27 protein-coding genes are annotated in these 25,368 nt (G+C 49.2%); 15 read left to right on the forward strand and 12 right to left on the reverse strand.

Going from position 1 to position 25,368, the window contains the following annotated elements; genetic code table 11:
* Window positions 1-504 precede the first annotated feature (504 nt).
* The 9 genes from ACXJJW_RS01830 (at window position 505) to ACXJJW_RS01870 (ending at window position 8,585) form a co-directional block, all read left to right on the forward strand.
* On the forward strand, window positions 505-1,008 hold the full coding sequence (locus ACXJJW_RS01830; protein WP_456474012.1) for a hypothetical protein: 504 nt from the start codon (window positions 505-507) through the stop codon (window positions 1,006-1,008).
* A gap of 11 nt (window positions 1,009-1,019) precedes the next feature.
* The gene (locus ACXJJW_RS01835) at window positions 1,020-2,000 is read left to right on the forward strand and encodes a hypothetical protein (RefSeq protein ID WP_456474013.1); all 981 of its coding nucleotides are present in this window, start codon (window positions 1,020-1,022) and stop codon (window positions 1,998-2,000) included.
* 113 nt (window positions 2,001-2,113) lie between these two features.
* Window positions 2,114-3,073 (forward strand): mevalonate kinase, encoded by a 960-nt coding sequence (gene mvk / locus ACXJJW_RS01840; RefSeq protein ID WP_456474014.1) that lies wholly within the window; start codon window positions 2,114-2,116, stop codon window positions 3,071-3,073.
* Entirely contained in the window at window positions 3,070-3,855 is a 786-nt protein-coding gene (locus tag ACXJJW_RS01845; RefSeq protein WP_456474015.1) for an isopentenyl phosphate kinase, read from the forward strand. The genes mvk and ACXJJW_RS01845 overlap by 4 nt, the downstream gene beginning before the upstream one ends.
* Window positions 3,852-4,898 carry a type 2 isopentenyl-diphosphate Delta-isomerase gene (fni, locus tag ACXJJW_RS01850; protein WP_456474016.1) on the forward strand — a complete coding sequence of 349 codons (1,047 nt, stop codon included), beginning with the start codon at window positions 3,852-3,854 and terminating at the stop codon, window positions 4,896-4,898. Before ACXJJW_RS01845 ends, fni begins: the two co-directional genes overlap by 4 nt.
* Before the next feature lie 4 nt (window positions 4,899-4,902).
* The gene (locus tag ACXJJW_RS01855) at window positions 4,903-6,207 is read left to right on the forward strand and encodes an RNase J family beta-CASP ribonuclease (RefSeq protein WP_456474017.1); all 1,305 of its coding nucleotides are present in this window, start codon (window positions 4,903-4,905) and stop codon (window positions 6,205-6,207) included.
* A 5-nt stretch (window positions 6,208-6,212) separates the two neighbouring features.
* Window positions 6,213-7,889, forward strand: coding sequence for a glutamate--tRNA ligase (locus tag ACXJJW_RS01860; protein ID WP_456474018.1), 1,677 nt, complete (start codon window positions 6,213-6,215; stop codon window positions 7,887-7,889).
* 70 nt (window positions 7,890-7,959) lie between these two features.
* Window positions 7,960-8,190, forward strand: coding sequence for an antitoxin VapB family protein (locus ACXJJW_RS01865; protein WP_456474019.1), 231 nt, complete (start codon window positions 7,960-7,962; stop codon window positions 8,188-8,190).
* Complete coding sequence (locus ACXJJW_RS01870; protein WP_456474020.1) at window positions 8,190-8,585, forward strand: type II toxin-antitoxin system VapC family toxin; 396 nt, start codon at window positions 8,190-8,192, stop codon at window positions 8,583-8,585. The genes ACXJJW_RS01865 and ACXJJW_RS01870 overlap by 1 nt, the downstream gene beginning before the upstream one ends.
* 23 nt (window positions 8,586-8,608) lie before the next feature.
* Here ACXJJW_RS01870 and ACXJJW_RS01875 read toward each other — a convergent pair whose 3' ends face one another.
* Together ACXJJW_RS01875 and speD are read right to left on the reverse strand one after the other, a co-directional pair.
* Window positions 8,609-9,631 (reverse strand): bis-aminopropyl spermidine synthase family protein, encoded by a 1,023-nt coding sequence (locus ACXJJW_RS01875; RefSeq protein ID WP_456474021.1) that lies wholly within the window; start codon window positions 9,629-9,631, stop codon window positions 8,609-8,611.
* Between the two features lie 2 nt (window positions 9,632-9,633).
* Window positions 9,634-9,981, reverse strand: coding sequence for an adenosylmethionine decarboxylase (speD, locus tag ACXJJW_RS01880; protein WP_456474022.1), 348 nt, complete (start codon window positions 9,979-9,981; stop codon window positions 9,634-9,636).
* A 203-nt stretch (window positions 9,982-10,184) separates the two neighbouring features.
* On the opposite strand from speD, the gene thiS reads away from it, so the two are divergent.
* The 3 genes from thiS to ACXJJW_RS01895 are packed head-to-tail and all read left to right on the forward strand — an operon-like array spanning window position 10,185 to window position 12,111.
* A complete protein-coding gene (gene thiS, locus ACXJJW_RS01885; protein ID WP_456474023.1) occupies window positions 10,185-10,379 on the forward strand; it encodes a sulfur carrier protein ThiS in 195 nt (64 codons plus the stop codon).
* Complete coding sequence (locus ACXJJW_RS01890; RefSeq protein ID WP_456474024.1) at window positions 10,380-11,273, forward strand: TIGR00269 family protein; 894 nt, start codon at window positions 10,380-10,382, stop codon at window positions 11,271-11,273. It abuts the gene before it with no gap.
* A gap of 37 nt (window positions 11,274-11,310) precedes the next feature.
* Window positions 11,311-12,111, forward strand: coding sequence for a PAC2 family protein (locus ACXJJW_RS01895; protein WP_456474025.1), 801 nt, complete (start codon window positions 11,311-11,313; stop codon window positions 12,109-12,111).
* On the opposite strand, the gene ACXJJW_RS01900 is transcribed toward ACXJJW_RS01895, so the two are convergent.
* Both ACXJJW_RS01900 and tfe read right to left on the reverse strand, forming a co-directional pair.
* Window positions 12,108-12,629: a TIGR00295 family protein gene (locus ACXJJW_RS01900; RefSeq protein WP_456474026.1), complete on the reverse strand. Its 522-nt coding sequence runs from the start codon at window positions 12,627-12,629 to the stop codon at window positions 12,108-12,110. The two genes, ACXJJW_RS01895 and ACXJJW_RS01900, sit on opposite strands and share 4 nt — an antisense overlap.
* Complete coding sequence (gene tfe / locus ACXJJW_RS01905; protein ID WP_456474027.1) at window positions 12,616-13,140, reverse strand: transcription factor E; 525 nt, start codon at window positions 13,138-13,140, stop codon at window positions 12,616-12,618. Before tfe ends, ACXJJW_RS01900 begins: the two co-directional genes overlap by 14 nt.
* Window positions 13,141-13,323: 183 nt before the next feature.
* Here tfe and cofG point away from each other — a divergent pair, with 183 nt between their 5' ends.
* Together cofG and cofH are read left to right on the forward strand one after the other, a co-directional pair.
* On the forward strand, window positions 13,324-14,394 hold the full coding sequence (cofG, locus tag ACXJJW_RS01910; protein ID WP_456474028.1) for a 7,8-didemethyl-8-hydroxy-5-deazariboflavin synthase subunit CofG: 1,071 nt from the start codon (window positions 13,324-13,326) through the stop codon (window positions 14,392-14,394).
* Window position 14,395: 1 nt separating this feature from the next.
* Window positions 14,396-15,499 (forward strand): 5-amino-6-(D-ribitylamino)uracil--L-tyrosine 4-hydroxyphenyl transferase CofH, encoded by a 1,104-nt coding sequence (gene cofH, locus ACXJJW_RS01915; protein WP_456474029.1) that lies wholly within the window; start codon window positions 14,396-14,398, stop codon window positions 15,497-15,499.
* Here cofH and ACXJJW_RS01920 read toward each other — a convergent pair.
* The 7 genes from ACXJJW_RS01920 to ACXJJW_RS01950 form a co-directional block, all read right to left on the reverse strand.
* Window positions 15,496-16,854 carry an ATP-binding protein gene (locus ACXJJW_RS01920; RefSeq protein ID WP_456474030.1) on the reverse strand — a complete coding sequence of 453 codons (1,359 nt, stop codon included), beginning with the start codon at window positions 16,852-16,854 and terminating at the stop codon, window positions 15,496-15,498. The genes cofH and ACXJJW_RS01920 overlap by 4 nt on opposite strands.
* Window positions 16,855-16,895: 41 nt before the next feature.
* A complete protein-coding gene (locus ACXJJW_RS01925; protein ID WP_456474031.1) occupies window positions 16,896-18,026 on the reverse strand; it encodes a sulfite exporter TauE/SafE family protein in 1,131 nt (376 codons plus the stop codon).
* A 37-nt stretch (window positions 18,027-18,063) separates the two neighbouring features.
* Entirely contained in the window at window positions 18,064-18,420 is a 357-nt protein-coding gene (locus ACXJJW_RS01930; RefSeq protein ID WP_456474032.1) for a rhodanese-like domain-containing protein, read from the reverse strand.
* A 251-nt stretch (window positions 18,421-18,671) separates the two neighbouring features.
* A complete protein-coding gene (locus ACXJJW_RS01935) occupies window positions 18,672-19,322 on the reverse strand; it encodes an NnrU family protein (protein WP_456474033.1) in 651 nt (216 codons plus the stop codon).
* Window positions 19,319-20,266 (reverse strand): squalene/phytoene synthase family protein, encoded by a 948-nt coding sequence (locus ACXJJW_RS01940; RefSeq protein ID WP_456474034.1) that lies wholly within the window; start codon window positions 20,264-20,266, stop codon window positions 19,319-19,321. Before ACXJJW_RS01940 ends, ACXJJW_RS01935 begins: the two co-directional genes overlap by 4 nt.
* Window positions 20,263-21,426: an MFS transporter gene (locus tag ACXJJW_RS01945; RefSeq protein ID WP_456474035.1), complete on the reverse strand. Its 1,164-nt coding sequence runs from the start codon at window positions 21,424-21,426 to the stop codon at window positions 20,263-20,265. The genes ACXJJW_RS01940 and ACXJJW_RS01945 overlap by 4 nt, the downstream gene beginning before the upstream one ends.
* Entirely contained in the window at window positions 21,353-22,381 is a 1,029-nt protein-coding gene (locus ACXJJW_RS01950) for a polyprenyl synthetase family protein (protein WP_456474036.1), read from the reverse strand. The genes ACXJJW_RS01945 and ACXJJW_RS01950 overlap by 74 nt, the downstream gene beginning before the upstream one ends.
* A gap of 554 nt (window positions 22,382-22,935) precedes the next feature.
* Between ACXJJW_RS01950 and ACXJJW_RS01955 the strand changes: the two genes are divergently transcribed.
* Window positions 22,936-24,027: a DUF763 domain-containing protein gene (locus ACXJJW_RS01955; RefSeq protein WP_456474037.1), complete on the forward strand. Its 1,092-nt coding sequence runs from the start codon at window positions 22,936-22,938 to the stop codon at window positions 24,025-24,027.
* Here ACXJJW_RS01955 and ACXJJW_RS01960 read toward each other — a convergent pair.
* The gene (locus ACXJJW_RS01960) at window positions 24,024-25,346 is read right to left on the reverse strand and encodes an amidohydrolase family protein (RefSeq protein ID WP_456474038.1); all 1,323 of its coding nucleotides are present in this window, start codon (window positions 25,344-25,346) and stop codon (window positions 24,024-24,026) included. The genes ACXJJW_RS01955 and ACXJJW_RS01960 overlap by 4 nt on opposite strands.
* Between the last annotated feature and the right edge of the window lie 22 nt (window positions 25,347-25,368).

Here is a 25,368-nt window from a genome sequence, read left to right on the forward strand (position 1 = left end):
CGATACCTACAAAAACGAACTCCGCACGTTTGAAAGCCTCCTCCAGAAGGCGCTTCTCATAGTTCTCAAGCTTCTCGAAGCTTCCTATCACAGCGCTTTTGCCAACGTAGTACATGCACCTGAGCAGAAGCTTTAACGTGGGCGGGGATTTTTGGTTGTTTGTATACGGTTGGATGCACCGCACCTACTAATCTGGCTTTTAAGATCGACAGAAAGCGGTTTCTTTTTCAGTGTTTGTGTGTTTATTTAATATTTATTGTTTAATCATTTAAAAAAGCTGATTCACAACCTTATATAAAAATCTATATCTCCACTATTCACCCATCTGTTGCAACTTTGCGAATAACTTGGATTGGAGGCCTTGCGTAAAATTTAAATAATAGGAAGTCAATCTAACACTCTAAGTAGAGTTATCCCGGGGGTCTGTTGCTTCGATTGGAATATAGTCTAATGGGGACTCTATGGGGGGCTCTATGTCTCAAAAATAGGAGGAGGTGGGATAGGATGGAAGAAATACAAGAAATCGACCTTGATTTCCCGGAGAAGGATGAGCTGATAGTCCTTGCCGAGGAGTCCAGGGCGAGAGGGTTTGCTGTAGAAGAGATAGGAGAACTATCCTCTGCTGAGGTCGAAGTACTGGAGGAGGACTTTGAAAATAGGAATGTTGAGATTACAGTCGGTGCGAAGGTTCCGCATATGCCCACGTTTAAAGTGGGCCAGTCATGCAAAATAACTACGGAGCACACCATTAAGGTTGTGAACAACAGCAATCGAACAGTGCAGGGGAATGTATACTATGAGTGGGTCATCCCCGGGGTGCATAGGGTTAAGATATGGCCATTTGGCATATACGTCAAAAGAAGAAAAACAAGATTTTTCAGATTTACCCTCCCGTCCAGATGGTTCACCTTTACAAAAGAGGGCAAATACCAGCTGTTTGCAAGGACCAGATTCTTGTGGGGAGATGTAACAGAAAAGAGCAACGAATTTGAAGTCAAGAAGAAGTAATGGTGATGTAGATGTCAGCCGGTGGAAAAGTCGAGCACCCAGTCATTGAGCCTAGGGTTATTTTTACCCGTCAGATTGGCAGCCGTGAAGCCGAGGTATCTGTGGATAATGACAGTACGTTTATGATTCGGCTGTTAGAAAATGGCAGTGTATCAGACTGTCTGGTTACCGGGAACCTTATCTACGGACTGGGTAAGGCCAATGAATATCTCTTTGAGAATTTCACAGCTGATAAGGTGACAGAGCTTGAGAGGGAGATAAAACCCATCGATGACCTACGCTATGATGTGGAAACAGTATCAGATGGGGCCTACAGGCTTAAATTTCTTGTAAAAGAAAAAGTTCTGTTCAGCAAGCTATTTCCCAGTAAACTGAAAGCCGATATGGAGGCGCGCAGACACCTGTGGGCATTGGAAGGCTGGAAATTGGCTGAAGAAAAGGTCAGGTCCCCAGGCAGACCCTCTACTTTCTGGATCGGTAGAGGCAACAGGACTCACAAGGCACACATAGTTTATATAAGTCCTGGCCAGTGGGGTGGAATGTTTGGTCTTGCCCTTAGGGTATACAAGAGGCCAAATCAACTTATCTATGCCAGATTCAAGCTATTCCCCCAGGCAGTTGAACTGGGCAACAGTTTTGTCCCCTCCGACCAGCGTACGGCATCTCCACCTGCATCAGAGGAAAATAGAGGTGAATATTACGGTGCCCCATTAACACTACAGATAGAGGAGAGTAATACGGGGGTGGCATCCGGAGAGTCTGGAAGAGCGGTATACGAGTTTAAAAAGGGAAATATTAAAACAACTATTACACCCACAACTAACATACTCCCACCAGGCTACTGGGTGAATATCTACGTTGACGGCAGACATATCACCTCAATCTGCAAGGACACTAATCACGGCGGCTTTACGTATACCTTATCCCAGGCGATAGGTAAGGCGAGAGAGCTTCTTGAGAGTCTGCAGGGATGGTCCACGAGGCCGCCATAGTATGGTCGACCGGCGAGGTGAAAACAGCGTCACAGGTGGTTAGACAGGCTTCTGTCTCATTTTTCTGGCATCGCCGCAACAACCTTTTTTAACCCCGCCGCAATTGTAAGAATATGCTCACTGCATCTGCGCCGGGTAAGGTTATACTCTTTGGCGAACACGCCGTTGTTTACGGCGAGCCAGCGCTGGTTGGAGCCATTGAGAGAAGGGTCAAGGTCAGGGCTAAGAGGCTCAGCGATGAGGTAATCAAAGTTCATTCTGAAACCCACAACGTCTCAAAGAGCTTCACATTTGAGGACCTCCGCAATGCAGGAGGTGCCTTCAGATATGTGAAGCGCGCCGTTGGCATAGCTTTTAAGGAGGCAGACGAGGAAATCGGCCTTGAGCTCAGAATAAGCTCTGAGCTTCCATCCGCCTCTGGACTTGGTTCCAGCGCCGCCGTAAGCGTGGCAACCCTCAAGGCAGTGTTCGCACTTCTCGGCAGGGAGGTGAGCAGCTCAGAGCTTGCGTCGCTCGGACATCGCGTTGAGCTGGAGGTGCAGGGCTCGGCATCGCCCACAGACACTGCGGCGGCTACTTACGGAGGCCTGCTCTTTGTGCTTCCCGGCAAGGGCATAGAAAGGCTGAGCGTGGAGGAAGAGCTACCCCTCATAGTGGGAAACACGCGGAGGGAGCGCTCCACAAAGCTTTTAGTGGAGAAGGTGCGCAGGCTTAAAGAGGCGCTGCCAGAGGTGGTCACCCCGATTATAGGTAACATAGGGGTTATAACCCGCGAAGCGAGGCGCTGCCTGGAGGAGGGTGAGCTTTCCCAAATCGGTGAGCTGATGAACATAAACCATGGCCTGCTGGAAGCACTGGGTGTCTCCACGGAGGAACTCTCCCGCCTGGTTTATCTCGCGCGCAGCGCAGGCGCTGAGGGTGCGAAGCTAACAGGCGCAGGCGGCGGCGGATGCATGCTCGCCTTTACCAGGCGGAGCTATGAGGCTGTGCTCGCGGCGCTCAGCAGGGAGAGCGAGGCGTTGCAGGCAAGGGTTACCTTTGAGGGCGTGCGAATAGAGGGTGGCAAAGTATGATAATACTCAAGCTTGGAGGAAGTCTGCTCACAGATAAGCGCAAGAAGTTCTCATTCCGTTCAGAAGTAGCCAGGCGAGTGGCGCAGGAGATTGAGGAAAGCAGGGCTAAGCTCGTAATTGTGCACGGCGGAGGAAGCTTCGGGCATCCCCTTGCAGTGGAGTATGGGCTCACTGAAGGCATAAAGGGTGAAGAGGCGGTGCGGGGAGTGGCGCTCACAAGGCAGGCGATGGTGAGGTTCAACCTGCTGATGGTAGAGGCGCTGATAGAGGCGGGAGTAAACGCCGTTGGTATTCAGACCTCGGCCATAGCGGAGTGCTCAGATGCAAGGGTGAAACACCTCAACCTTCGCCCTGTGAAGCGCTTTCTTGAGCTGGGCCTGACGCCAGTGCTCTATGGCGATGTGGTACTCGACGAGGTTCGAGGGGTGTGCATCCTCTCAGGGGACCAGCTTGTGGTTAAGCTTGCCCAGGAGCTTAAACCAGAGAGAATAGTCCTCGCCTCTGATGTTGACGGAATATTCGACAGAAGCCCCTCTCAGCCAGGGGCCAGACTGATACCCGAGGTAAATCCCGAAAACTTCGCTGCGGTGCTCAATGCAGTAGCCTCCGGCAGGGATGCCACAGGCGGCATGCGGGGCAAGCTCATTGAGCTCATCGACCTTGCACGTCTGGGCTATGAGTCGGTGATAATCAACGCTCTCGCCGCAGGGAGGCTCAAGAAAGCTTTATTAGGCGAGCCGGAGGAGATATGCACAGTTGTCAAAGGGGGAAATTACCCGTGAGTACAGGAGAGAGAAAGCTGGACCACATCAGGATATGTTTAAGCGAGGAGGTTGAGTCTCACGTGGGCAGCGGATTAGAGGATGTGGTGCTCATCCACAACGCACTGCCAGAGGTGGACGCTGAGGATGTGGAACTGAGCACAAGATTTCTGAGCAGAAAGGTGAGTATGCCCATTTTTATCGCCGCAATGACAGGCGGCCACGGGGAGGCAAAGAGGATAAATGAGAACCTGGCCATCGCAGCCCAGGAGCTTAACATTCCCCTCGGCGTGGGGAGTCAGCGCGCTGCCATAGAGGACGGCAGCCTTGTAGAAACCTTCGCCATCGCCCGGGAGGCTGCGCCGGATGTTTTTCTAATCGCCAACCTTGGCGTAGTTCAGTTCTGCAAGGATTACTCTGTACGAGAGGCTGAGCGAGCAGTGGAGATGATAGATGCAGACGCCCTGGCACTTCACCTGAATGCACTTCAGGAGGCTTCTCAAAAAGAGGGCGATACAAACTTCAGAGGGGCCCTCGATAAAATTGCAGAGATTTCAGAAGCGCTGGATGTTCCTGTTATTGTCAAGGAAACCGGTGCCGGCATAGCCGGGGAAGAGGCGGCGCTTATCGAGAAGGCGGGAGCCACGGCAATAGATGTCGGCGGGCTCGGAGGAACGAGCTTTGCTGCTGTGGAGAGCCACAGAGGCGAAGGTGATATAGGCAGAGCTTTCTGGGACTGGGGTATCCCCACGGCTGTGAGCGTTGTGGAGTGCGTCTCCGCAACCTCGCTTCCTGTGTTTGCCACGGGTGGAATAAGGAGCGGCATAGACGTGGCCAAGGCCCTCGCCCTGGGTGCCTCCTCATGCGGCATCGCACTGCCGCTGCTCAAAGAGGCTGTTAAAGGCAGCGAAGCGGTGGTGAGCGCTCTCCGCAGGCTTGAGCAGGAGCTGCGCGTTGCCACCTTCCTTACGGGCTCACGGAGCGTCGAGGAGCTGCACAATGCAAGGGTTATTGTCCTGGGCAGAACCCGGGAATGGTTATCTGTTAGAGGAATATTAGGGTGATTTAATGGAGATAGTTGCTGTAGGTGGATATGAAGAAGTAGGCAGGAACATGACTGTCATAAGGCAGGGTGGCGATGCCATTGTTATAGACATGGGCATTCGCCTGGACAGGGTGCTCATCCATGAGGATACGGACATATCAAGGCTCCCCCCTGAGGAGCTTGCCTCCAGGGGGATAATTCCGTCGGTCAGCGATGACTACGGTGAGGTTAAGGCGATAGTGCTCACCCACGGTCATCTGGACCACATCGGTGCGGTTTCCATACTCGCCAAGAAGTTTCCAATGGCACCCATCATAGGCACGCCCTATACAATAGAGCTTGTGAAGAGGGAGCTCAGGGGCAGGCGCAAGAACTCCCTCTATGTGCTCGAGGCCGGTGAAATGCTTCAGGTGGCGCCCAAGCTGAGCATAGAGTTTGTGCGCATAACCCACAGCATCCCAGATACTGTCTTTCTGGTGGTGCACACGCCCGAGGGAAGTGTCGCCTACTTCAACGATTTCAAGCTGGACGACACCCCTGTGATAGGGGAGAAGCCAGACTATCAGCGAATACGCGAGCTTGGAAAGGAGGGGCTGAAGGCGCTGATTATAGAGACCACGCGCGTGGCCAACGACGGGCGAACGCCTTCAGAGCTGGTGGCGAGAACCCTAGTTGAGGATACGCTGATCAAGAGCAACCCTGAGCATGGGCTCATAGTTACCACCTTCTCCTCCCACATAGCACGAATTAAGAGTATTCTCGATATGGCTGAAAAGCTCGGCAGGGAGCCGCTTCTGCTGGGGAGGAGCATGGAGAAGTATGTGACCATCGCTGAGCGCAAGGGGATAATTTCCCTGCCCAAGGGGACCCACGTGTATGGCGGCAGGGATGCCATTAAAAGGGCGCTCAAGCGTGCCGCGAAGGATAAGAAGCGCTACCTTCTGATAATCACAGGTCACCAGGGAGAGCAGGATGCGCTGCTCACCAGAATCACAAATCAGAAGCTTGATTTCCGCATTGAGGCTGGAGATGAGGTTGTGTTTTCCGCTGGCATTATTCCCAATCCCATAAATGTGGCGCAGCGCTATTCTCTTGAGACCAAGCTGAAGATGCAGGGGGCGAGGCTGTTCAAGGACCTCCATGTCTCTGGCCATGCCTCGCGGGAGGACCACTATGACCTGCTGAAGATGCTTCAGCCCGAAAAGATAATACCCACCCATGGCACTCTGGATATGCTCGCCATCTATGCGGAGCTTGCGGAGACGCTGGGCTATGCGATTAACCGTGAGGTCTTCCTCCTCAGAAATGGCCAGAGGATGGAGGTATAACCGGAATGGAGGAGCTCGTACGCAAGCACGCACTCAAGAATGCGCTGGACTTTGGCAAAGCCAATCCAAAGGCGGTACTGGGCAAGGTTCTCGCTGAGCAGCCAGAGCTTAAAGCCAGGGTTAAGGAGCTTTTGCCCCTGGTGCAGGCGATTGTTGAGCAGGTGAATTCGCTCAGCAGGGAGGAGATTGAGAAGGCCATCGCCGGCTACTCCTTTGAGGTGAAGAGAGAGGAGAAGAAGGAGGCGCTGCCCGAGCTTCGCAATGTTCGCGGCGAAGTGGTGATGCGCTTTGCCCCCAATCCCAGCGGCCCCCTGCATCTGGGGCACGCACGTGCGGCGGTGCTCAATGATGAGTATGTCAGGCGCTATGGGGGCAGGCTGATTCTGCGCCTGGAGGATACAGACCCCACAAGGGTTTATCCTCCTGCATATGAAATGATACCCCAGGACCTGGACTGGCTGGGCGTTGCCATCCACGAGGTCGTGGTTCAGAGCTCCCGACTGGAGATCTACTACGAATATGCGAGAAAGCTTATAGAAGCGGGGCATGCCTATGTCTGCAGGTGCCCGGCCGAGGTGATCCAGAAGCTGAAGTTGGCAAAGCGGGAGTGCGAACACCGCGGGAAGAGTGTAAAGGAGAATCTGGCAGACTATGCCAGGATGTTCACAGAATTTAAGGAGGGCGAGGCGGTGGTGAGGCTCAAAACAGGCGTTGAGCTTGCTGACCCTGCGATGCGCGACTTTCCGATTATGCGCATCTCAACCAAGCCCCACCCGCGGGTTAAGGCGCGCGTGTATCCACTGATGAACTTCTCAGTGACCATAGACGACCACCTCCTGGGCGTGACGCATGTGCTGCGCGGCAAGGACCACATAGTGAACACCCGCAAGCAGTCCTATGTGTACCGCTTCTTTGACTGGGAGATGCCCGAGTTCATCCACTATGGGCGGCTTAAAATAGAGGGCGTTGCCCTGAGCACCTCCAGAATCAGGGCTGGTATTGAGGCAGGTGTTTACTCCGGCTGGGACGACGCTTCTCTGGGCACACTTCGCGCCCTGGCGAGGAGAGGTTTTAGAAGTGAGGCGATACGCAGGGCCATGCTGGAGGTTGGGGTGAAGCAGAGCGACATAAGCTTCAGCTGGAAGAACCTCTTTGCCTACAACCGCGAACTCATTGAGCCCATAGCAAACCGCTACTTCTTTGTTGCCTCGCCGGTGGAGGTTGTGATAGAGGGCGCACCGGAGTTCTCGCGGGAGGTGAGGCTTCACCCGTCAAAACCAGAGCGCGGCACGAGGAGGCTGAGGCTTGAGCCTGAGCAGGGCAAGGCGAGTGTTTTCATAGCGCAGAGGGACTATGAGACGCTGCGTGAGGGCAGCTTTGTGCGCCTGATGGAGGGATTCAACATAGAGATTGTGGAGAAGGGCAAGGATAAGGCGCAGGCGCGCTTCCACAGCTTTGAGCTTGCCCAGGCGAAGCGCAGGCGGGCCAATCTCATCCACTGGGTGCCTGCGCAGGAGAATATAGCTGTGAAGGTGGTAAAACCGGGCGGTGTGGAAAGCGGAGTGGGTGAGGCGGCGCTCTCGCAGGTTAAGCGCGACGATGTTGTGCAGTTCGAGCGCTACGGCTTTGCGCGTATAGATGATGTGGGTGAAGGAGTGGTGGCCTACTATGCGCATCCCTGATGCCTGTTCTGAGAGAGGACACATACAAATTGGAAAATCTTTTCCCCTGTTAAAATACACATAAATACACATGGCACATAAAACAATCACAATTTCAACTGATGCATATGAAGCATTGGCCTCCTTCAAGAAGGGGAAGGAGTCCTTTACGGATGTGATACTAAAACTATCCAAGAAGAAAAAGAAAGGCACGCTGATTGATTATATTGAGAGGATGGAACCTGCTGACGAACTGGCAGAGAAGTTGGAGGAGGTACTATCAGAGAGAACAAAAATCGCAGGCAGGAGAGTTAGATTCTAATGGTATGCTTGGATACGGACTTTATCATAGCACTGCTTAGGAAGGAACAAGGTGCCATCGAAAAATTGAAGTCTATCGTTGAAAATGAAGAGAGACTAACCACCACCCCAATAACAGCCAGTGAACTTTTCAAAGGTGCCTATCTGTCGTCCAAGCCTCTGAAGGAGGTTAGGAGAGTTAGAGAATTTCTCAACTACCTGGAAATCCTGGAGTACTCCCCCGAAGCCTGTGAAAGGTATGGGAAGATATTCGCTGAACTCAAAAAAGAAGGTAACCCTATAGGTGACTTCGATGCCATAATTGGAAGCATAGCTCAAACACATAATCAGCGCCTGATTACCAGGAATCAAAAACATTTCCAGAAGATACATGGACTTCTCGTAGAGGACTGGTGAAAAGGCTTTTTAATTTCATACACCTACTCAGGCGTCGCCCAGCACTCGTCGTCGTGATAGAATTCATCGCCCAGCTTGACTCTGCCCGTGACCGCAGGCACCGGCTCCTTTACTGCCTCAATCCTGTAAAGCGCAGACCTGAACCAGTTGTAGTTGCAGAGTGAGCGAAGCTTTTTCACTATCTTGAGTCTGTGCTGGTAGCGGAAGAAGTTGGTATCCTCGCAGGGGTACACGCTGAACCTTCGCCTTATGTCGGTAACAACAAAACCCATCTCGTGGAGAATGCGCTGTATCTCATACCACTTCTTCCTCGAGGCTTCCAGTGTGGTTAGGCCGAAGTAGGCGGCGCTACCAGAGCCGCGCAGCGAGGCTGCGCCACGAGAGAGGAATAACTTTATCCCTGCCAGTGTTTCCACGGGGTCGCATACGAATACATCGAAGCTGCGCACAAGCTCCTCGCTCAGGGGCTCCTGCACATCATAGCTCCTCGCCTCGAGGCTCAGTCCGTGCTCCTCTGCAACACGATTTATGAAGTTCACCAGGCGCTCATCTACCTCCATGGCTACAATACGCTTTGGCAGCCCTGTTAAAGCGGCGGCTATGCTCAGCAAATCGTCGTCGCCGATAACAATAATCTCACTCGCCGCAAGGTCTCCGCGCTCATACATGAAGCCAATGCGCCTGAGCACATCCTCTGGCGAGATGTACCCCTGGTCGTAGTCCTCAATGGGCAGAGGGCGGCGCTCCGCAATCTTGTGGAAAGCTCGGGTAACATCCAGGGAATCGGGCACCACATAACCCTTGGCATCACACACCCCGCACCTGAAATCAAAAAACCTCGCCTTAAGCTGTACTGCGCGCTCCTCCCCAAGCCGCGTCAGGGATACCCTGCCGTCAACTACTTTAACCATCCCCCGCGCCCTCAGCTCCTCAAGCGCCGAATAGAACTCTCCAAGCGAGGAATCCTGCGCATCCAGAAGCTCCCACACCGAGGCGGACCCGCGACTGAGCCTCTGAAACAGCTGCACCTCAGTACGACGCTCCACTTTTATCCCCTTGTGAGAACATAGTGCTTGTAGGACCTGGGTTTGAACTGCTCAAGGAACAGCCTGAAGGCCAGCTCTGTTTTGTTCGGGTCCCCGCAGGTGAATATGTCGAGGTTGACTGTGCCGTACTCCGGCCAGGTGTGCAGCGACACGTGCGATTCTGAAATAAGCACCACGCAGGTAACACCGTAAGGCTCAAACTGCCTGTACACAGAACCTATCTTCGTCAGCCCTGCCTTCTCTACGACGTGCTCTGTAATCTCCTTCACCTTGCTCTCATAGGAAATCAGCTCCTTTTCCACGCCGTAGAGTTCCGCTATAATATGCTTTCCTATGACTGCCATCTTCATCACCCATCTCTCTCACCTGCCTTTATTTTAGATTGGTTTGGAAAAGCAATGCTGGCGGTTATCTCTGTACGTCAAAAATCCATGCGTCGTGTTCTGATTGGGGATGAACTAACTTAATTAACTAATATTAAAAAGGTATAACAAAAACTTTTCGATTCGCATCACCCAAAAATTTTTACCTATCACGCTGATTACTCTTCCCTATGGCGGCAACAGTGAGATACAGGAACAGAGAGATCAGCATAGAGGCGGGCACGAGTGTCAAGCAGGCGATTCGCCTTCTGGGATTGAGCCCTGAAGGCGTGGTCGCAAGGGTGGGAAGCAGGCTGGTTACTGAGGATTACCGCCTCAGAGATGGAGAAACCCTGGAGATTATCTCTGCGATATCGGGTGGTTGAATGCGCTGCAGTAAGTGCTCCAGACAGGCGATTATTCACCTCCGAAGCTACCGCCTTGCACTTTGTGAGGAGCACTTCATGGAGCGCTTTAAGCGGGTGGTGAAGCGCGCAATAAAGAACTACTCTCTGCTCTCCAAGCAGGACCGCGTGCTTGTCGCCGTGTCCGGTGGCAAGGATTCCCTTGCGCTGTGGGATGTACTTCTTGAGCTGGGCTACCAGGCAGAGGGGCTCTACATCCACCTGGGCATAGCGAGAGAGAGATACTCGGAGATTTCAAAGCGCAAGGCACTAGCCTTCGCCGAGCAGAAAGGGGTAAGGCTTACCCTCCTGGACCTGCGCAGGGAGTATGGCGTAAGCGTACCACAGCTGGCGAAGCGCAGCACCCGTAGCGTGTGCGGTGTGTGCGGCATAATAAAGCGCCATGAGATGAACCGCATCGCCCTGGAAGGCGGATACGATGTACTTGCGACTGGCCACAACCTTGACGACGAAGCGAGTGTGCTCCTCGCCAACCTGCTCCGCTGGAACATTGAGTTGCTGGCGAGACAGGCCCCCCGTTTAGAAGCCTGGCATCCCATGCTTAAACCGAAGGTAAAGCCCCTGTGCCTGCTTACGGAGCGTGAGACCGCAACCTATGTGATTCTTAAAGGCATAGACTACGTCTCTGAGCTGGAGTGTCCCTTCTCAGAGGGCGCTACCAGCATAAGCATGAAGGAGGCTCTCAACCGTATCGAAGAACGCTCTCCCGGTACAAAGCTATACTTCTACAGGGAATTTCAGAGGCAGAGAAGCCTCTTCGCCCGTCCCGAGGAGAAGGGTGAGGTGATGGAGTGTGAGGTCTGCGGCTTTCCCACCACCTCGAAGTGCTGTGCCTTTTGCAGGATTGTGGTATAGCCGAATATTTATATACAATGTACTCAGACTATAACCTATGAAGTTCATGGTTGAAAAGACCACAATTGAGTACATAAAGAAGCCAAAAGCGAAGCATGGCAGGCTTATTCAGGGTCTGCTTGGTGTGGGGCAGGTAGGTCTGATGGCGGGAAGACAGTTAATCGACTCCCTGGGCGCAGAGAAGATAGCCAACATCTACTCTGTGTACTTCCTCTATCCCAACGTGGCCCTGCCAGGCATTGTGTATGAGGATGAAAATCTTGTGGACCTGCACAAGGATGAGATATACTACGACGAGAAGAATGAGATTTTTATTCTCACCGGCATATATCAGGGCACGACACCGGAGAGCTACTACAACCTCGCCCATACGATTCTGAAATTCTGCGAAGAGGTGGGTGTAAAGGAGATCTACACCCTGGGCGGCTATGGCACGGGTGCGAAGGTTAAGGAACCCCGCACCTATGGTGTTGTTTCCGAAGAGAAGACCAGGGGCATACTTGAGAAAGCTGGCATACCCCTCCTGGAAGCCCCAAAGGGAACCCTCGGTGCCACCGGCCTCGCCGGCATCCTGATTCCCCTTGCAGAGAAAAACGGTTTCAGCAGTGTTTGCCTCCTTGCCGAGACACAGGGCATGTACCCCGACCCCAGGGCGAGTAAAGCTGCTGTGCAGGCTCTCTCAAAGCTTATGGGTATAGAAATTCCGACCAGAGAGCTGGACGAGCAGATTGAGGCCATGGAGAAGGAGTTTGAGAAGATGGAGGAGTATGCGCGGCAGCTTGCAGAGATGTACAAGGCGCCGCCAAAGGGTGAGGAGAGGCTGAGCTACATAGGCTAGGACCTTTTACGGTGGTGGTCAAGCCAGGAGGTCACCTCCTGGTGAAGCCTGACCATCCTCTCTATGGAGGGGTGCTCTTCGCCCAGCAGTTTTTTAAACCTCTTCAGGCTCTCCTGAAAGGATATTCTTTTTGTTCCCAGGGTCAGGTTGTCTGCATAGGCGATCAGCTTCTCCTCCCGCGTTCTGGGGATGTAATCTCCGGGCGGCAGACCTAGGGAAACGGCCTCCTCCTTCCCGATACCCGCACCCACGTGGCGCTCAATAATCCTCACAATCCTCTCATCAAAGCCCAGGCGCTTTGCAAGCTTAGCCCCCTCCAGAGCGTGCCTGGGGCCGTGTGTTCTCGCCCTGCCTATGTCGTGCAGCAGAGCCCCAGCCCTAACAAGCTCCACATCCAGAGGCACCCTGGCACGGGATGCAAGCTCAGTGGCAAGCTCACAAACAGCCAAGCTATGGGCGACCACATTCTCGGGTACGCCGCATTTGCGCAGAATCTCTATAGCCTCAGTGGTGTCCATTACTCAGCTCCTTCTGGAGCCTTTCTATCTCTCCTTGAAGCTGATTAACCCTCTCCTGGGTGTCTACGTACTCCAGCACCCCCTCGCACAGGGGACACTTGAACTGAAGCTCTGTTGCCTCTTCAAAGGGCACATACTTCTCATCATTCTTGCAGGCAAAGAAGACCTTGTTCTGTGTTGATTCAAGCTCCCGGGTGAGTTCCTCTAGAATTCGCTGCTTTCTGAGTTTGATCAGGTCGTATATCCTCTTCAAATCCAGCTTCCAGGTGTAGATGTACCATCCTATCTCAGAATCCTTGGTTCTCACATAGCTGGCAAGACGGTAGTCGTAGAGTTTGTAAAGCACCCTGCGTACTGTGTTTATCTTTATTCCAGTCTCCTCCGCTATCTCCTCATCGGTTGCCTCTCTGTCAATAAGAGAGTACACCACGTCCAGACCTTCCTCTTCCAGGATCTCCACAAGGAACTTTTTGGCCTCTGGGTCACTGAGTACAGACTTTCCGTTATCCACTCTCTTACGCCTCCGGGGGAATATAATTAATATGACTTCGAGAGATTATAAATTTTTTGTAATAAAATTTATAACATTTTCGGATGTAAAAATCATATTAGACTCGAGAAGTTAACCAGAGTAAAAATTAGATGTAAATAGTACAAGTATGATTGCCCATGCTATAGGGGGGTAATTCTCCTGATGTCAGAAGAGGAAGTGTTAAGGATAATCGATGCCAGCGCAGAAGACTTCTGTGCCCTTAGACCGGCGAGAATCGCAGAGGTGGTGAGCTACTCTAAGAATGTCTTCATACCCCTGACCAATGCCTGCCGCAACGCCTGCACCTACTGCGGCTTTCGCTCAGAGAAACCGTACCTCATGGGCGAGGAGGAGGTGCTCGGGATTTTGAGGGAAGGCGCTGCGAGGGGATGCACAGAGGCGCTCTTCACCTTCGGCGAGAGACCTGAGGTTTACCCCGAGATAGAGAGGGCGCTCTCAAGGATGGGCTACGGCAGCGTGATAGAGTACCTGTACCACCTGTGCGAGGCTTCCCTCGAGATGGGGCTGCTCCCCCACTCCAACCCGGGGGTAATAGGCGAAGCTGAGTTGCGCGCGCTGCGGGAGGTCAATGCCAGCCTGGGCTTAATGCTTGAGAACGCCAGCGAGAGGCTATGCGAAAAAGGCATGCCCCATGAACACAGCCCCGGTAAGAGGCCAGAAGCGAGGCTGCGCATGATTGAGCTTGCTGGCAAACTTCGCATACCCTTCACCACAGGTTTGCTCATCGGTATAGGCGAGACGGGCGAAGAGATTGCTTTATCGCTGATGCAGCTCAAAGAGCTGAGCGATAGATATGGACACATCCAGGAGATTATAATCCAGAACTTCAGACCAAAGAAGGGCACGCCCATGCAGCACGCACGAGAACCCTCCCTATTCAGAATGCTCAAGGTGGTACGCGCAGCGAGTGAGCTTTTCCCTGAGCTTGCCATTCAGGTTCCTCCCAACCTGAACCCCAGCACCTACGCCATATTTCTCTTGCATGGAGCCAGCGACCTGGGCGGAATTTCTCCCCTCACAAGAGACTACATCAACCCGGAGGACACCTGGCCGGGGGTGGAGGAGATGCGCCGCATGGTCGAGGACCTCGGGCTCACGCTCAGGGAGCGCCTGCCCATATATCCAGAATACATTAAACAGGGGTGGTATTCAGAAAGGGTTGGCGAGGTTATTTCGCAATACGCCACCGAAGAAGGCTATGTCAGGGAGTAGCATGCTGGACTCACTTTTCAGTGTGGAGGAAGAGGCGTTAAGGATACTGGAGAGGGCCTCAGCAGGGAAGAGGATAAGTGAGGAAGAGGCTCTTTACCTGTTTGATGCTCCGCAGGAGGCTGTGCTCCTCGCGGGTATGGTGGCGCACAGGCTCCGCGAGCGCAGGGCAGGAAGCTATGTAACCTATGTTGTAAATCGCAACATCAACTTTACCAACATCTGCGTGGGAAGCTGCACCTTCTGCGCCTTCCGCAGGAGTGCGGGAAGTTCTGAAGCCTATCTACTAACCCCCGAGCAGGTGGCAAAGCGTGCGAGGGAGGCAGAGGCGAAGGGGGCGAGTGAGGTGTGTATCCAGGGGGGGCTTCATCCCGAGGCTAGCCTGGAGGATTATGTGGCAATACTCCGCGCAGTTAAAAGCGCAGCCGGGGTGCATGTGCATGCCTTCTCACCCATGGAGGTTTATCACGCCGCGCAGAAGAGCGGGATTGGCATAAGGGAAACCCTCAGAAGCCTTAAGGAGGCTGGCTTAGATTCAATGCCCGGCACTGCTGCCGAGATACTCGTGGATGAGGTCAGGGCAAAGATTTGCCCCTCGAAGCTCAGGACAGAGGAGTGGGTGGAGGTTATTACTCAAGCCCATCGGCTTGGAGTACCGACGACGGCGACCATGCTCTACGGGCACGTGGAGAGCACCAGAGATAAGGTGGAACACCTCAGGATAATACGCGAGATTCAGGACTCAACACACGGCTTCACAGAGTTTGTGCCCCTGTCCTTCATTCACCACCGCACTGCGCTTTATTCTTCGGGGTTGTGCAGAGCGGGCGCCACAGGCCTGGAGGACCTGAGGGTGTATGCGATATCCCGGCTCTACCTGGACAACTTTAAAAACATCCAGGTGTCCTGGGTGAAGCTGGGGAGGAAGCTTGCCCAGCTGATGCTCTGCTATGGCGCCAATGACTTCGGGGGCACGCTGATGGAGGAGAACATCTCCCGAAGTGCGGGCGCTGCAAATGAGATGATGAGCGAGGCCGAGATTCGCAGGCTTATCAGCGACTCCGGCTTTGAGCCTAGACGCAGAGATACGCTTTACAACCTGCTCTAATACACCCTCTTCAAATCCTCCAAGTCATAAATAAGGTCACCCTGCCTTCTCAGCCTTACCTTGCTTTTCACTCTTTTTGCTATTATCCCAAATCGCTCTGTTCTATCTCCTTCATGCCATTTAACCAGTTTTGCTTTGCGTTTCAGATTTTTGATTATCCTCTTTGCTTCCTTTTGCGTTAAATCACTCCACTTGCACTCAAAGAAGGCGATCTCCTTTTCAGCCTCTTTAAGCGCAACTATGTCTATCTCCTCTCCACGGTGCCACCACCTGCCAGCACTGCTGCATTCATAGAGCCGAAAAATTTCTCGCCGAATGAAATCTTCAAACTTTTTTCCGTAATATTCTGAAAAATTAATCCTTTCAATAGTGAAATTATCTTTTTCGATTTCCTCTCTATACTTAAATACAAAATTAAACCAAAAATCAAAAAGATTATCTTTTATGAGATAGATGCTCCTCCTTGGTTTTCCAAGAATTGGTGTCTGCCTCTCCACGAATCCCATGCGAATCAAATTTTCTAGGTATGGGTATATTTTCCTAGCATCGATGCCCACAAAATTAGCTATCTCTTTAGGAGAAGTTCTTCCATAAGCTATGGCATTGAGAACCGAAAAATAAATCTTCAACTCTTTAAATTCCTGGGATATTATGAAATATGGTTCCCTGTAAAAGTATCCCATCTTATTGAAAAACTCCCTGCTCAAAAATCTGTTTAGGCTATTGTATTCTGACGCTTTCAGTAGGTACTCAGGTACGCCTCCTATGGCTAAATAAAGCTTCAGAGCGTCTTCAAAGGGCATGCGGACAAATTTTCTGGAATGTTTGAAAGACAATTCCTCCAGGAGGATATCTCGCGTCCTCCTACCGTACAGGGGGGATGCATGCGATAATACCGCTTCGCTCATTAAACCAAGCATGGAACCAGATAGAACCATAAAAACAGAAGAATCCGAAAACGAGGTGTCCCAGAATTTCTGTAGCAAACTGATAATTCTTCTGTCACTTTTTATCAAGTAAGAAAACTCGTCTATAACGAAATAAAATCTTTCTTTTGGCATATTTCTGGAAAAATATTCGAAAAGCTGATTCCAATCGGTTATTTTTAAGCTTCTTAGCAGAGAATCCTTAAAGAAATCTGAAATTTTGTCTCTTAATCCGGTTATCTGGATCTGAGCAGATGAGTCCTCAGCTATGTAGAATATCCCCTCCTTATCTTTCGTGAACTCCATTAAAAGGCGTGTTTTGCCAACCCTCCTCCTTCCATATAGTATTATCAACCTTCCCCCTTCCTTCTCCCACTCCTCCTGGAGTAGCATCATCTCATGCTCTCTGTTGAGAAATTCTCTAATCATGATTAGTACTAATTTAAATTAGTATTTAAAACTTTCTATTATCAGTACGGCGGAAGGAGGCTCCTGCCCAGGAAGCCCTTGGTGAGGTACCTCACACCCACATAGAAGGCCAGCAACGCAAAGAGTATCTTCAGGTACTTTTCAGGGAAGTACTTGGAGGTCTTTGGGCCTATATAGGAGCCCACGGCAACGCCGAGAAGCTCCACGCCGATGAGTCCCCAGTGCACTGGCACGCCCTTTATGGCCATGTAGCTGAAGATGCTCATCACCATGCCTATAAGCACCGTCAGCGCTGAGGTTCCTGCCACTATGAAGTAGGGTAAGCGGACGACGCTGGTCAGGAAGGGCACATACAGGAAGCCACCACCAACGCCGAGTAGAGACGCCAGGGAGCCTATCATCAGACCACCAAAGAATGGGAGCAGGGGATTGAATCCGAACTCCTGCCCAAAGAAGGTGAAGCTCATCCTGGATAGGCTAACCTTAGTCATCTTTACCCCTTCCCTCTCTATCTCTTCCAGCCTGCCCTGTGCCTTCAGCTCCCTTACCCTCGCCTCAAACGCCTTCGCTGCCTCTACTGCCTTTTTTCTCGACGCCTGTGCCCTGGAGGTGCTCTCGTAGAGGAGCACAAAGCCCACGAGGAGGGTGAATAAGCCGAAGTAGCCGATATATGACTTCAGGGAGACCTTACCAGCGGTCAGGATGGGTGTTGCCAGGCTCCCTATCACGGCACCAGCACCCAGCGCAAGCCCCAGGGGCACGACGATGCGATTCATCTTATAGTAATTCACAGCCGAGATGAGGGCAGAGAAGCCAACTAACCACTGGTTGGAGACGCGTATGCTGTCGGTTATGAGCCTGTTCATCGCGGGATTGGTGCCTCTAAAGCTTGAAGCGAAGTCTCCCAGGCCGAAGACGGTGAGATGGCCAACGCCTGCCATCACCCCTCCGAAGGCTCCGACGGTGGAGAATATCCAGCCCACCCAGACTGCCCACAGAAAGGCGATGGCCGGGTTAATCTGGGGCGCTCCCGGGATTCCCAGGAAGCCAAGCTCTTCATCGAGGGCTGCGCCACCCTCTGCGCCTGCCTGCTCCACCTTCTCAGGCAGGGCAGCGAAGGCTGTGCCCGTTACAAGGGTTATTATTAGCAGCGCCTCCAGGATTCTTTTCACACTCTGCCACCCCACCACAGGTTGTACACAAAAGATTTCAGAGGCCAAATGGATTAAATAATGTACGTCGAGATGGTACGCCCTCTACGGGCAACCCGTGCCTGAGCCACTGGACTATGCCACCCATCTGGTTGTATGTGTGCTTGAAGCCGAGCTGGGAGAGGAATCTGCACACCTGCGCACTTCTGTTGCCGGTGCGGCAGTATATCAGGTACTTCTTCGCCGGGTTGAGCTCCCTGAGGCGAAACTGAAGCTCATTTATGGGGATGAGCTTTGCACCCTTTATGTGGCCCTCAGTGTGATACTCCTGAGGGGTTCTCACGTCCAGTATTTCAATACTTTTATCTCTCTGAATCAGGTTGTAGGCATCCTGCGGTGTTATGTTCCTGCACATTTTCTCGTCACTCCTATTATGTTCGTATTTGTTGAACTTATAATAACAAAGTAAAACTTTTTCATAGCTGGTGCGGCTACGTGTGGAATACAGGTTAAGGGCGGCACTCGCTGCCGCTTGTGCAAGTTCGTCATTGCCAATTAGTATGGCGTAATTATGCTCTCTGTCGCCACTGTACCCACGCTTGCACCGACCATCAGCAGCACCATGAGCCCGGCATAGGCAAGTTTCATCTTCCTATCCATTCACTCTCACCTCCTCTCCTCAGCTTCATCGCCCCCCGGCTCGCTTCTTTTCCACCTTATTCCATCCTTTGTAAACTTTTTCAGTGGAAGGAACATAGATACATTTTGCTTGTATTTCTCATATTCTTCGCCAAAAATTGAATGTAGTCTTCTCTCTTCTATATACGCGCCTATCACAAAATAAATAGAGACAAATATTGCTAAAATTAAATCAAGTTGGCTCATAGTTGTCTTTGTAAACAACATGACCATAACACCAGTATAAAGGGGATGGCGAGTTATCCCATAAGTACCACTTGTTATCAACATAGAATTAGTTTGCCCTTTTATTTGTTTTACACCAATAAATTCAAGTATATTTGTTTGGAAAAGTGCACACACAACTAGTATGGCTGCTAACAAACGAATCAAAAAGAAAACTGGGTGTAACCACAGTGGGACACTGTAAATTAAAGGAGTTATCCCGGTATATTTTGCCCATATAATCAAAAGGGGTGCGAATAATATAAAGCTGATAATTGTATATGTTAATCTGTAAAATCGGAATCCGTTTCCAAACATTTGTTTTGCTTTGTTTTTGATGTGATCCGTAGCAAGAATGCTGTGTACTATAGAAAAAATAAAAAAGTGTAAAATAAATATCATAATCGCGTTCATTTTTTATCTCCGATCTTTAAAGAATAATAAGGAAATAAAAAATAGAAATAAAAAATGGGTTGAACAACTCTAAATAGACCTGTTTGTATATTATAATTTGTGATTTTCTGCAGTAGCAATTCAAAAGGGAAACGCAATGTCTCTCCAGGGGTGAATCTATTTTCTAATAAAGGAGATATACAATAGCCGACAGATTCTTTTAAGTACCTTCTACTAATTAAAGAGTTTATTTTAGTTTCAACAAGAGATAAATAGTCATAAAAATGCGACCATATTTTTTCTTTTCTATAATTACAAAAGGAGGTGATTTCTTTTTTATCCATAGAGTAGATATCGGTAATGTCTAAAAGGTTGCATTCGTCAGATGTAATATTTATTTGCCCTACATTAATATCATCATATAAATCTAGAACGTCATCTACATATTGAAATACTCTTGCATAGTGATGAGATATTTCCTTAATCCAGATATCATTTTTCCTGAAAAAGAGTCTATAATACAATTCCAATACCCTATCAGACCTATAATATAGGAGATCATTATACTCCTTCCAAGAGAGAATCTTATTAGTTCGGGCTATGTCCAGCTCGAAAGAGCAAATTATGTCATTAAAACAATCAATTGTTTTTATTTCACTCCGTTTTTCCATATGCACATAATAATAAACATATTTCTCGAATAAATCCATATTTTCTGATATTTTTGCGTTATTATTCCATGCATTCCTATATATTTCGTTGAAATATCTCAATAATCCTTTCTTTTTGTTTTTATCGATAGCAGAATCTATAATATCATCTATCTTCCGTATTATGCTCCATGCCAAAACCCAACGGTCACTCTCCTTCCTTCCCAGTGCAATACTTGATAAGTATCCAAGTACAAAATCATTATCATGGAGATACATTCTTGCTGAATCTAATACAGCCCGACACATTTTCATATCCTCGAATTTTTTAATATTATTATGCCATACAAGGTAGAAATAAAAATTATAATATTAAACAGAAAATTAATATCAATTTCCATTAAAAAAGCAGAAAGTAGGGGACCCAATATACTACCCAACCCATATATAGATGTGAATGTTGCATTTGCAGATCCAAGTTTTGTCGGATTTATTTTGTCAGGTAATATTGATAATCCCACAGGATATAATGCACTACCAAAAGCACCAATAATGACAGCAATTATTATTAGATAATACAAATCGTTATTAAAAGGCGCAAAAAACGAACCAATGCTCAAAATAATGATATAAATAATCAGTGATTTCTCCTTTCCAATCCGATCAGCTATCATACCCGCAGGTAATTGAAACAAAATGCCCCCAATGACAAAGGCTGAAATGATTGTTCCTAGATTTATATTTGAAATATTATTTGCTATCAAATATATTGGTAATAAGGCAATCATCGATGATTCAAAATAACCATATACAAACGCTGCTCCCATAGGTATTTGAAGAGTTTTAACGAGTTTTGCAAAATTTGCTTCTTTTACGTCTTCATTTTTAAAAACAATTGGTTTTAATAAAATACTAGCGAGAATTGCTGTGGATAAAGATAAAATAAAACATAAATAGAAAGGCAGAAATATTGAAGTCTGAAAAAAATACACCCCAATGATCGGTCCTGCAGCCATACCTATTGCAACTGATAACCCATAATATCCCATATTTCTTGCTCTATTCTCTGGTGTACTAATTTGATTCACTAAGGTTTCGGTACCCATCCAAACCGCTGCCCAGCCAACACCTTCGATTATTCTTATTATAGAAAACATTGTTATATTGTTAAAGTATGGAAATGCAACTATGGATAAGGAATATATTACTAATCCTGATACCAATATTTTTTTTGCGCCAATTTTATCAATAACTTTACCGATAGGAAACGAAGATAACGCAAATGAAAAGGCCATAAGAGTCGCTGCCAGTCCTACTTCAAACGTAGATGCACCAGATCCCTTAATAAGTAGAGGGATTAGAGGTACTACAATTCCAATCCCTAAAGATGCTACAGCAATACTAATATACAGAATGTATAACTCTTTTTGTATTTTCATTTTTGCCACAACTATACAATATTTTTTTTGTGACATCTAATATGCCATCTACAGTTTGTCTTATTTGATTTTCATATTCTGAAAAAACTAAATTAGGGATACAATCAATACATTTTGCATGATAACTTTCTGCGATAGTTAATACCTTATCCTTGATGTCTCTATCAATTAGAGCATGAATATTATCATATGAAACATTCTCATCGGTATATTCAAAAAGTAAGGTGGTTAGAATATTAGGATCATTATTTTTTAGATCTAGCAAATTATAATCATGTGGTTCATTAAAAGGATTATCATAACCACAAATATCTAAAAGATCATTTTGTATTTGAAGTAAACATCCAAGATTTAATCCAAAAATTTCTGCATTTGCTATAAAGTGTCTTTCGTCTTTTATGGCCATTGCAACAGCCTTAAATCCAAATGAAGTAAGCCCTGCAGATATTGATAACATAACATCAAAGTAATCTTGTCTTGTACACTTTTTTACGCGTAAATTATTTTTTTTGAATTCTCCACTAATTAGATTCTGCGGATATCTGGAAAATATTTCATGAATTTTAACAAAACGTTCATAGTCCATGTTATTCCTTATTTCTTCCAAAAATCTAAATGCTTTGAAAACTAAATAGCTTGATACTAGGACAGCAGTTGGCTTAGAAAATGCAATATAGGTACATTTCTTCCCATTCCTGTATGTTCCATTGTCAAAAATATCATCTAAAATGATAGCGGAATTATGTATGCATTCAAAAGCTAATGCAATTGGAAGTGAGATTTCTTCTTTTTTGTGTGCTCTGCTAATTAATAACATCAATATTGTTCTTAATCTGTTATCGTTTCCACTGAGTGAATATCTAACTGCGTGTAAAAATTTGTTGTTACAATCTTTATTAAACTCTGAACTTGAAAAACAAGTTGAACATGCTTTATCGCACCGCATATCCTCAAATAATCGAGTTTCTATTAGACAATTAATATCTAACATCTATTAATACCTCAGAAATATTATGGTCTGAATGTCCGATAGCAGCATATTTGTGTGGTAGTGTTCCATGAGCCAATCGAACCTCACCTCGATTTTTCTTCTCGTTATGTTATTCATGTCATATATATAAATATTTCGCAGAATAAATCTAATTTTATCATTGTTTTATCATAATAACCTTAAAATATTATGATTCTCCATAATAAATGGCCAAAATTATGTTATTACAATAATTATTTATTTTAGGAGTGTCCCTACTTGATCTGTAGTATGTATCCTAAAATCATTACCTGACTTTTATAAGTCTTGCATGGCAAAGCTTACTCAGCCAGGATGAGATATATTCCTGACGGAAGTACCCGGATAACTGAGGTGAGAGCATGAGAAAAACCAGAGGAAATAATTTCCAGATCCCACAGTGCGTGCTCGGCTTGTAGTATCCTCCATTTCCATTAATTTCGCCCAACTTGCTATATCTAAAACAAAGCATCTACCTGTATCCCACCACCTTACGATATTTCAACACATTCAAGTTAAGATTCTCTTTATCTATTATGAAGCGCTCTGGTATAGCTGAGCTTCCGCTGCACTCAGGCAAAGCACCACCCTGGCTGTTCAAACGGATGGTAAAGCTGAGCCGTGCTGTGGTGGACTACATCGTCTTCGAGTACGGCGAGGAGGAGCTTCTGCGCAGGCTTGCTTCGCCCTTCTGGTTTCAGGCGCTCTCCTGCGCCATTGGCTTCGACTGGCATTCCTCGGGCACCACCACCACAACCACGGGCGCCCTCAAGCTGGCACTTTCGCCGGAAGAGCATGGCATCGCTCTAGCTGGAGGGAAAGGCAAAGCATCGCGAAAGGCTCCTGAGGAGATAGCCCGATTCAGTGAAACCCTCGGCGTGCCATCGCAGCGGATTGAGAAGATGATAAGGGCGAGCAGGCTCAGCGCAAAGGTGGACAACGCCTGCGTGCAGGATGGCTACACACTCTACCACCACGCCTTTATCTTCACCCGCCGCGGAGAATGGTGTGTGGTGCAGCAGGGCATGCACGAGCGCTATGCGCGGCGCTACCACTGGCTAAGCGAGGGCGTTGAAAGCTTCACCTGTGAACCTCATGCAGGCATCGCCTCAGAGAGGCGCGAGAAGCGCGTTATGAACCTTGTCGCCAAGCAGAGCGAGGAGGTTAGAAAAGCCAGCGTTGACCTGGTAAAGGACAACCCCCTGCGGCTCAGAAAGTACCTCAAAGGGCAGCTCACCCTCACAGACTTCTCGGCGAATGCTCTGGCTATGCCTCCCCATCATGCAGTGCTGAAGATAGACCTCTCGGAGAGGGGATGGCAGGCCCTGGCAAGAGCCCACGAGATTCAGCCCTCGAGCTACGAGGAGCTTGTGGCGCTGCGCGGTCTGGGGCCGAAGACGCTGCGCGCCCTCGCTCTCCTCTCAGAGCTCCTCTTCGGCGCACCCATAGAGTGGCGCGACCCCGTGAAGTACTCCTTTGCCCATGGCGGTAAGGACGGCTTCCCCTACCCTGTGGACAGGGAGAACTACGACAGGAGCATAGCCCTGCTCAGGGAAGCCCTTGAAGAGGCGAAGCTCGGCAAAAAGGAGAAGTACCGTGCGATTACAAGACTAAAAGACTTCATCTAATCATTTCCAAAGAACTTCCTGCCCTTACCCGCCTTTTCAAACAAATCAAAAGCCTCCTCCTCTGCGAATCTGCACACCTCCGCCACGTCCAGGGTTCTGAAGCTTCCCTCATGCATTATCACCTTGCCCTCAACTATCACCGTGGAAACATCGCTGCCTTTAGCGGCGTATATCAGATGGGATACCGGGTTGCTCATGGGCTTTAGATGGGGCTTATGCGTATCCACTATAATCACATCGCCCCGTTTTCCCACCTCGAGGGAGCCTATTTCCTTCTCCAGACCAAGGGCGCGGGCGGCATTGATGGTGGCGAACCTGAGCACCTCCTGCGCCGGAAGCACGCTGGCGTCGTGAGTGGAGACCTTCTGAAGCAGTGTGCAGGTCTTCATCTCCTCGAAGATATCCAGGGTGTTGTTGCTGGCGGCGCCGTCGGTACCCAGGGAGACTGTAACCCCTGCTTTGGCGTACTCTGCCACGGGAGCTATGCCGGCGGCTAACTTCATGTTGCTCACAGGGTTGTGGGCAACTTTGACGCCTCGCTGCCTCATGAGCTTCATCTCCTTATCGCTCACATGCACAGCATGTGCGGCCAGCACCTCCTCACCCAGAAAGCCTATCTCCTCGAGGTATTCAAAGGGACGCATCCCCTTATCCCTGACAAAGCTCTCCACCTCATCTCTTGTTTCTGAGACGTGGATGTGGATTCCTGTTCTGTACTCTGCGGCAAGCTCCTTGGCTTTAAGCAGAAGTTCCCTGGAGCAGGTGTAGGGGGCGTGAGGACCGAGGAATACCTTTATGCGCGGGTCTTTTCCACCATAGGCCTTGAGTCCTTTCTCCGCCTCTCCCAGTAGTCTTGCTCCCTGCTCCTCACCGGCGATGTCGAGCAGAGGGTAGGAAAGCACACCGCGTATGCCGGATTCGGCCACGCTCCTTGCAACCTCACCGAGGTGATAGTACATGTCATTGAAGCAGGTTATTCCTGAGCGCAGCATCTCAAGGCAGGCGAGAAGCGAGCCGGCGTAAACATGCTTGGGCTCCAGCTTGGCCTCCACTGGCCAGATCTCCTCCTGGAGCCAGCGCATCAGCGGAAGGTCATCAGCACTTCCGCGAAACAGCGTCATCGCCGCATGGGTGTGGGTGTTGATAAGCCCTGGCATAACTATTCTATTCCCTGCGTCGATCACAAAGTCGGCCTCGCCCTTTATCTCCCGCGCAATCTCAACTATCGCTCCATCGTCAATTGCAAGAGAAAAGTTTTTTAATATGCGCTGCTCCTTATCCATTGTAACTATGATTCCGTCTTTTATTATCACATCCATATAATCACCCGAGGTTTGAAGA

The organism is Candidatus Pyrohabitans sp. (assembly GCF_054014795.1).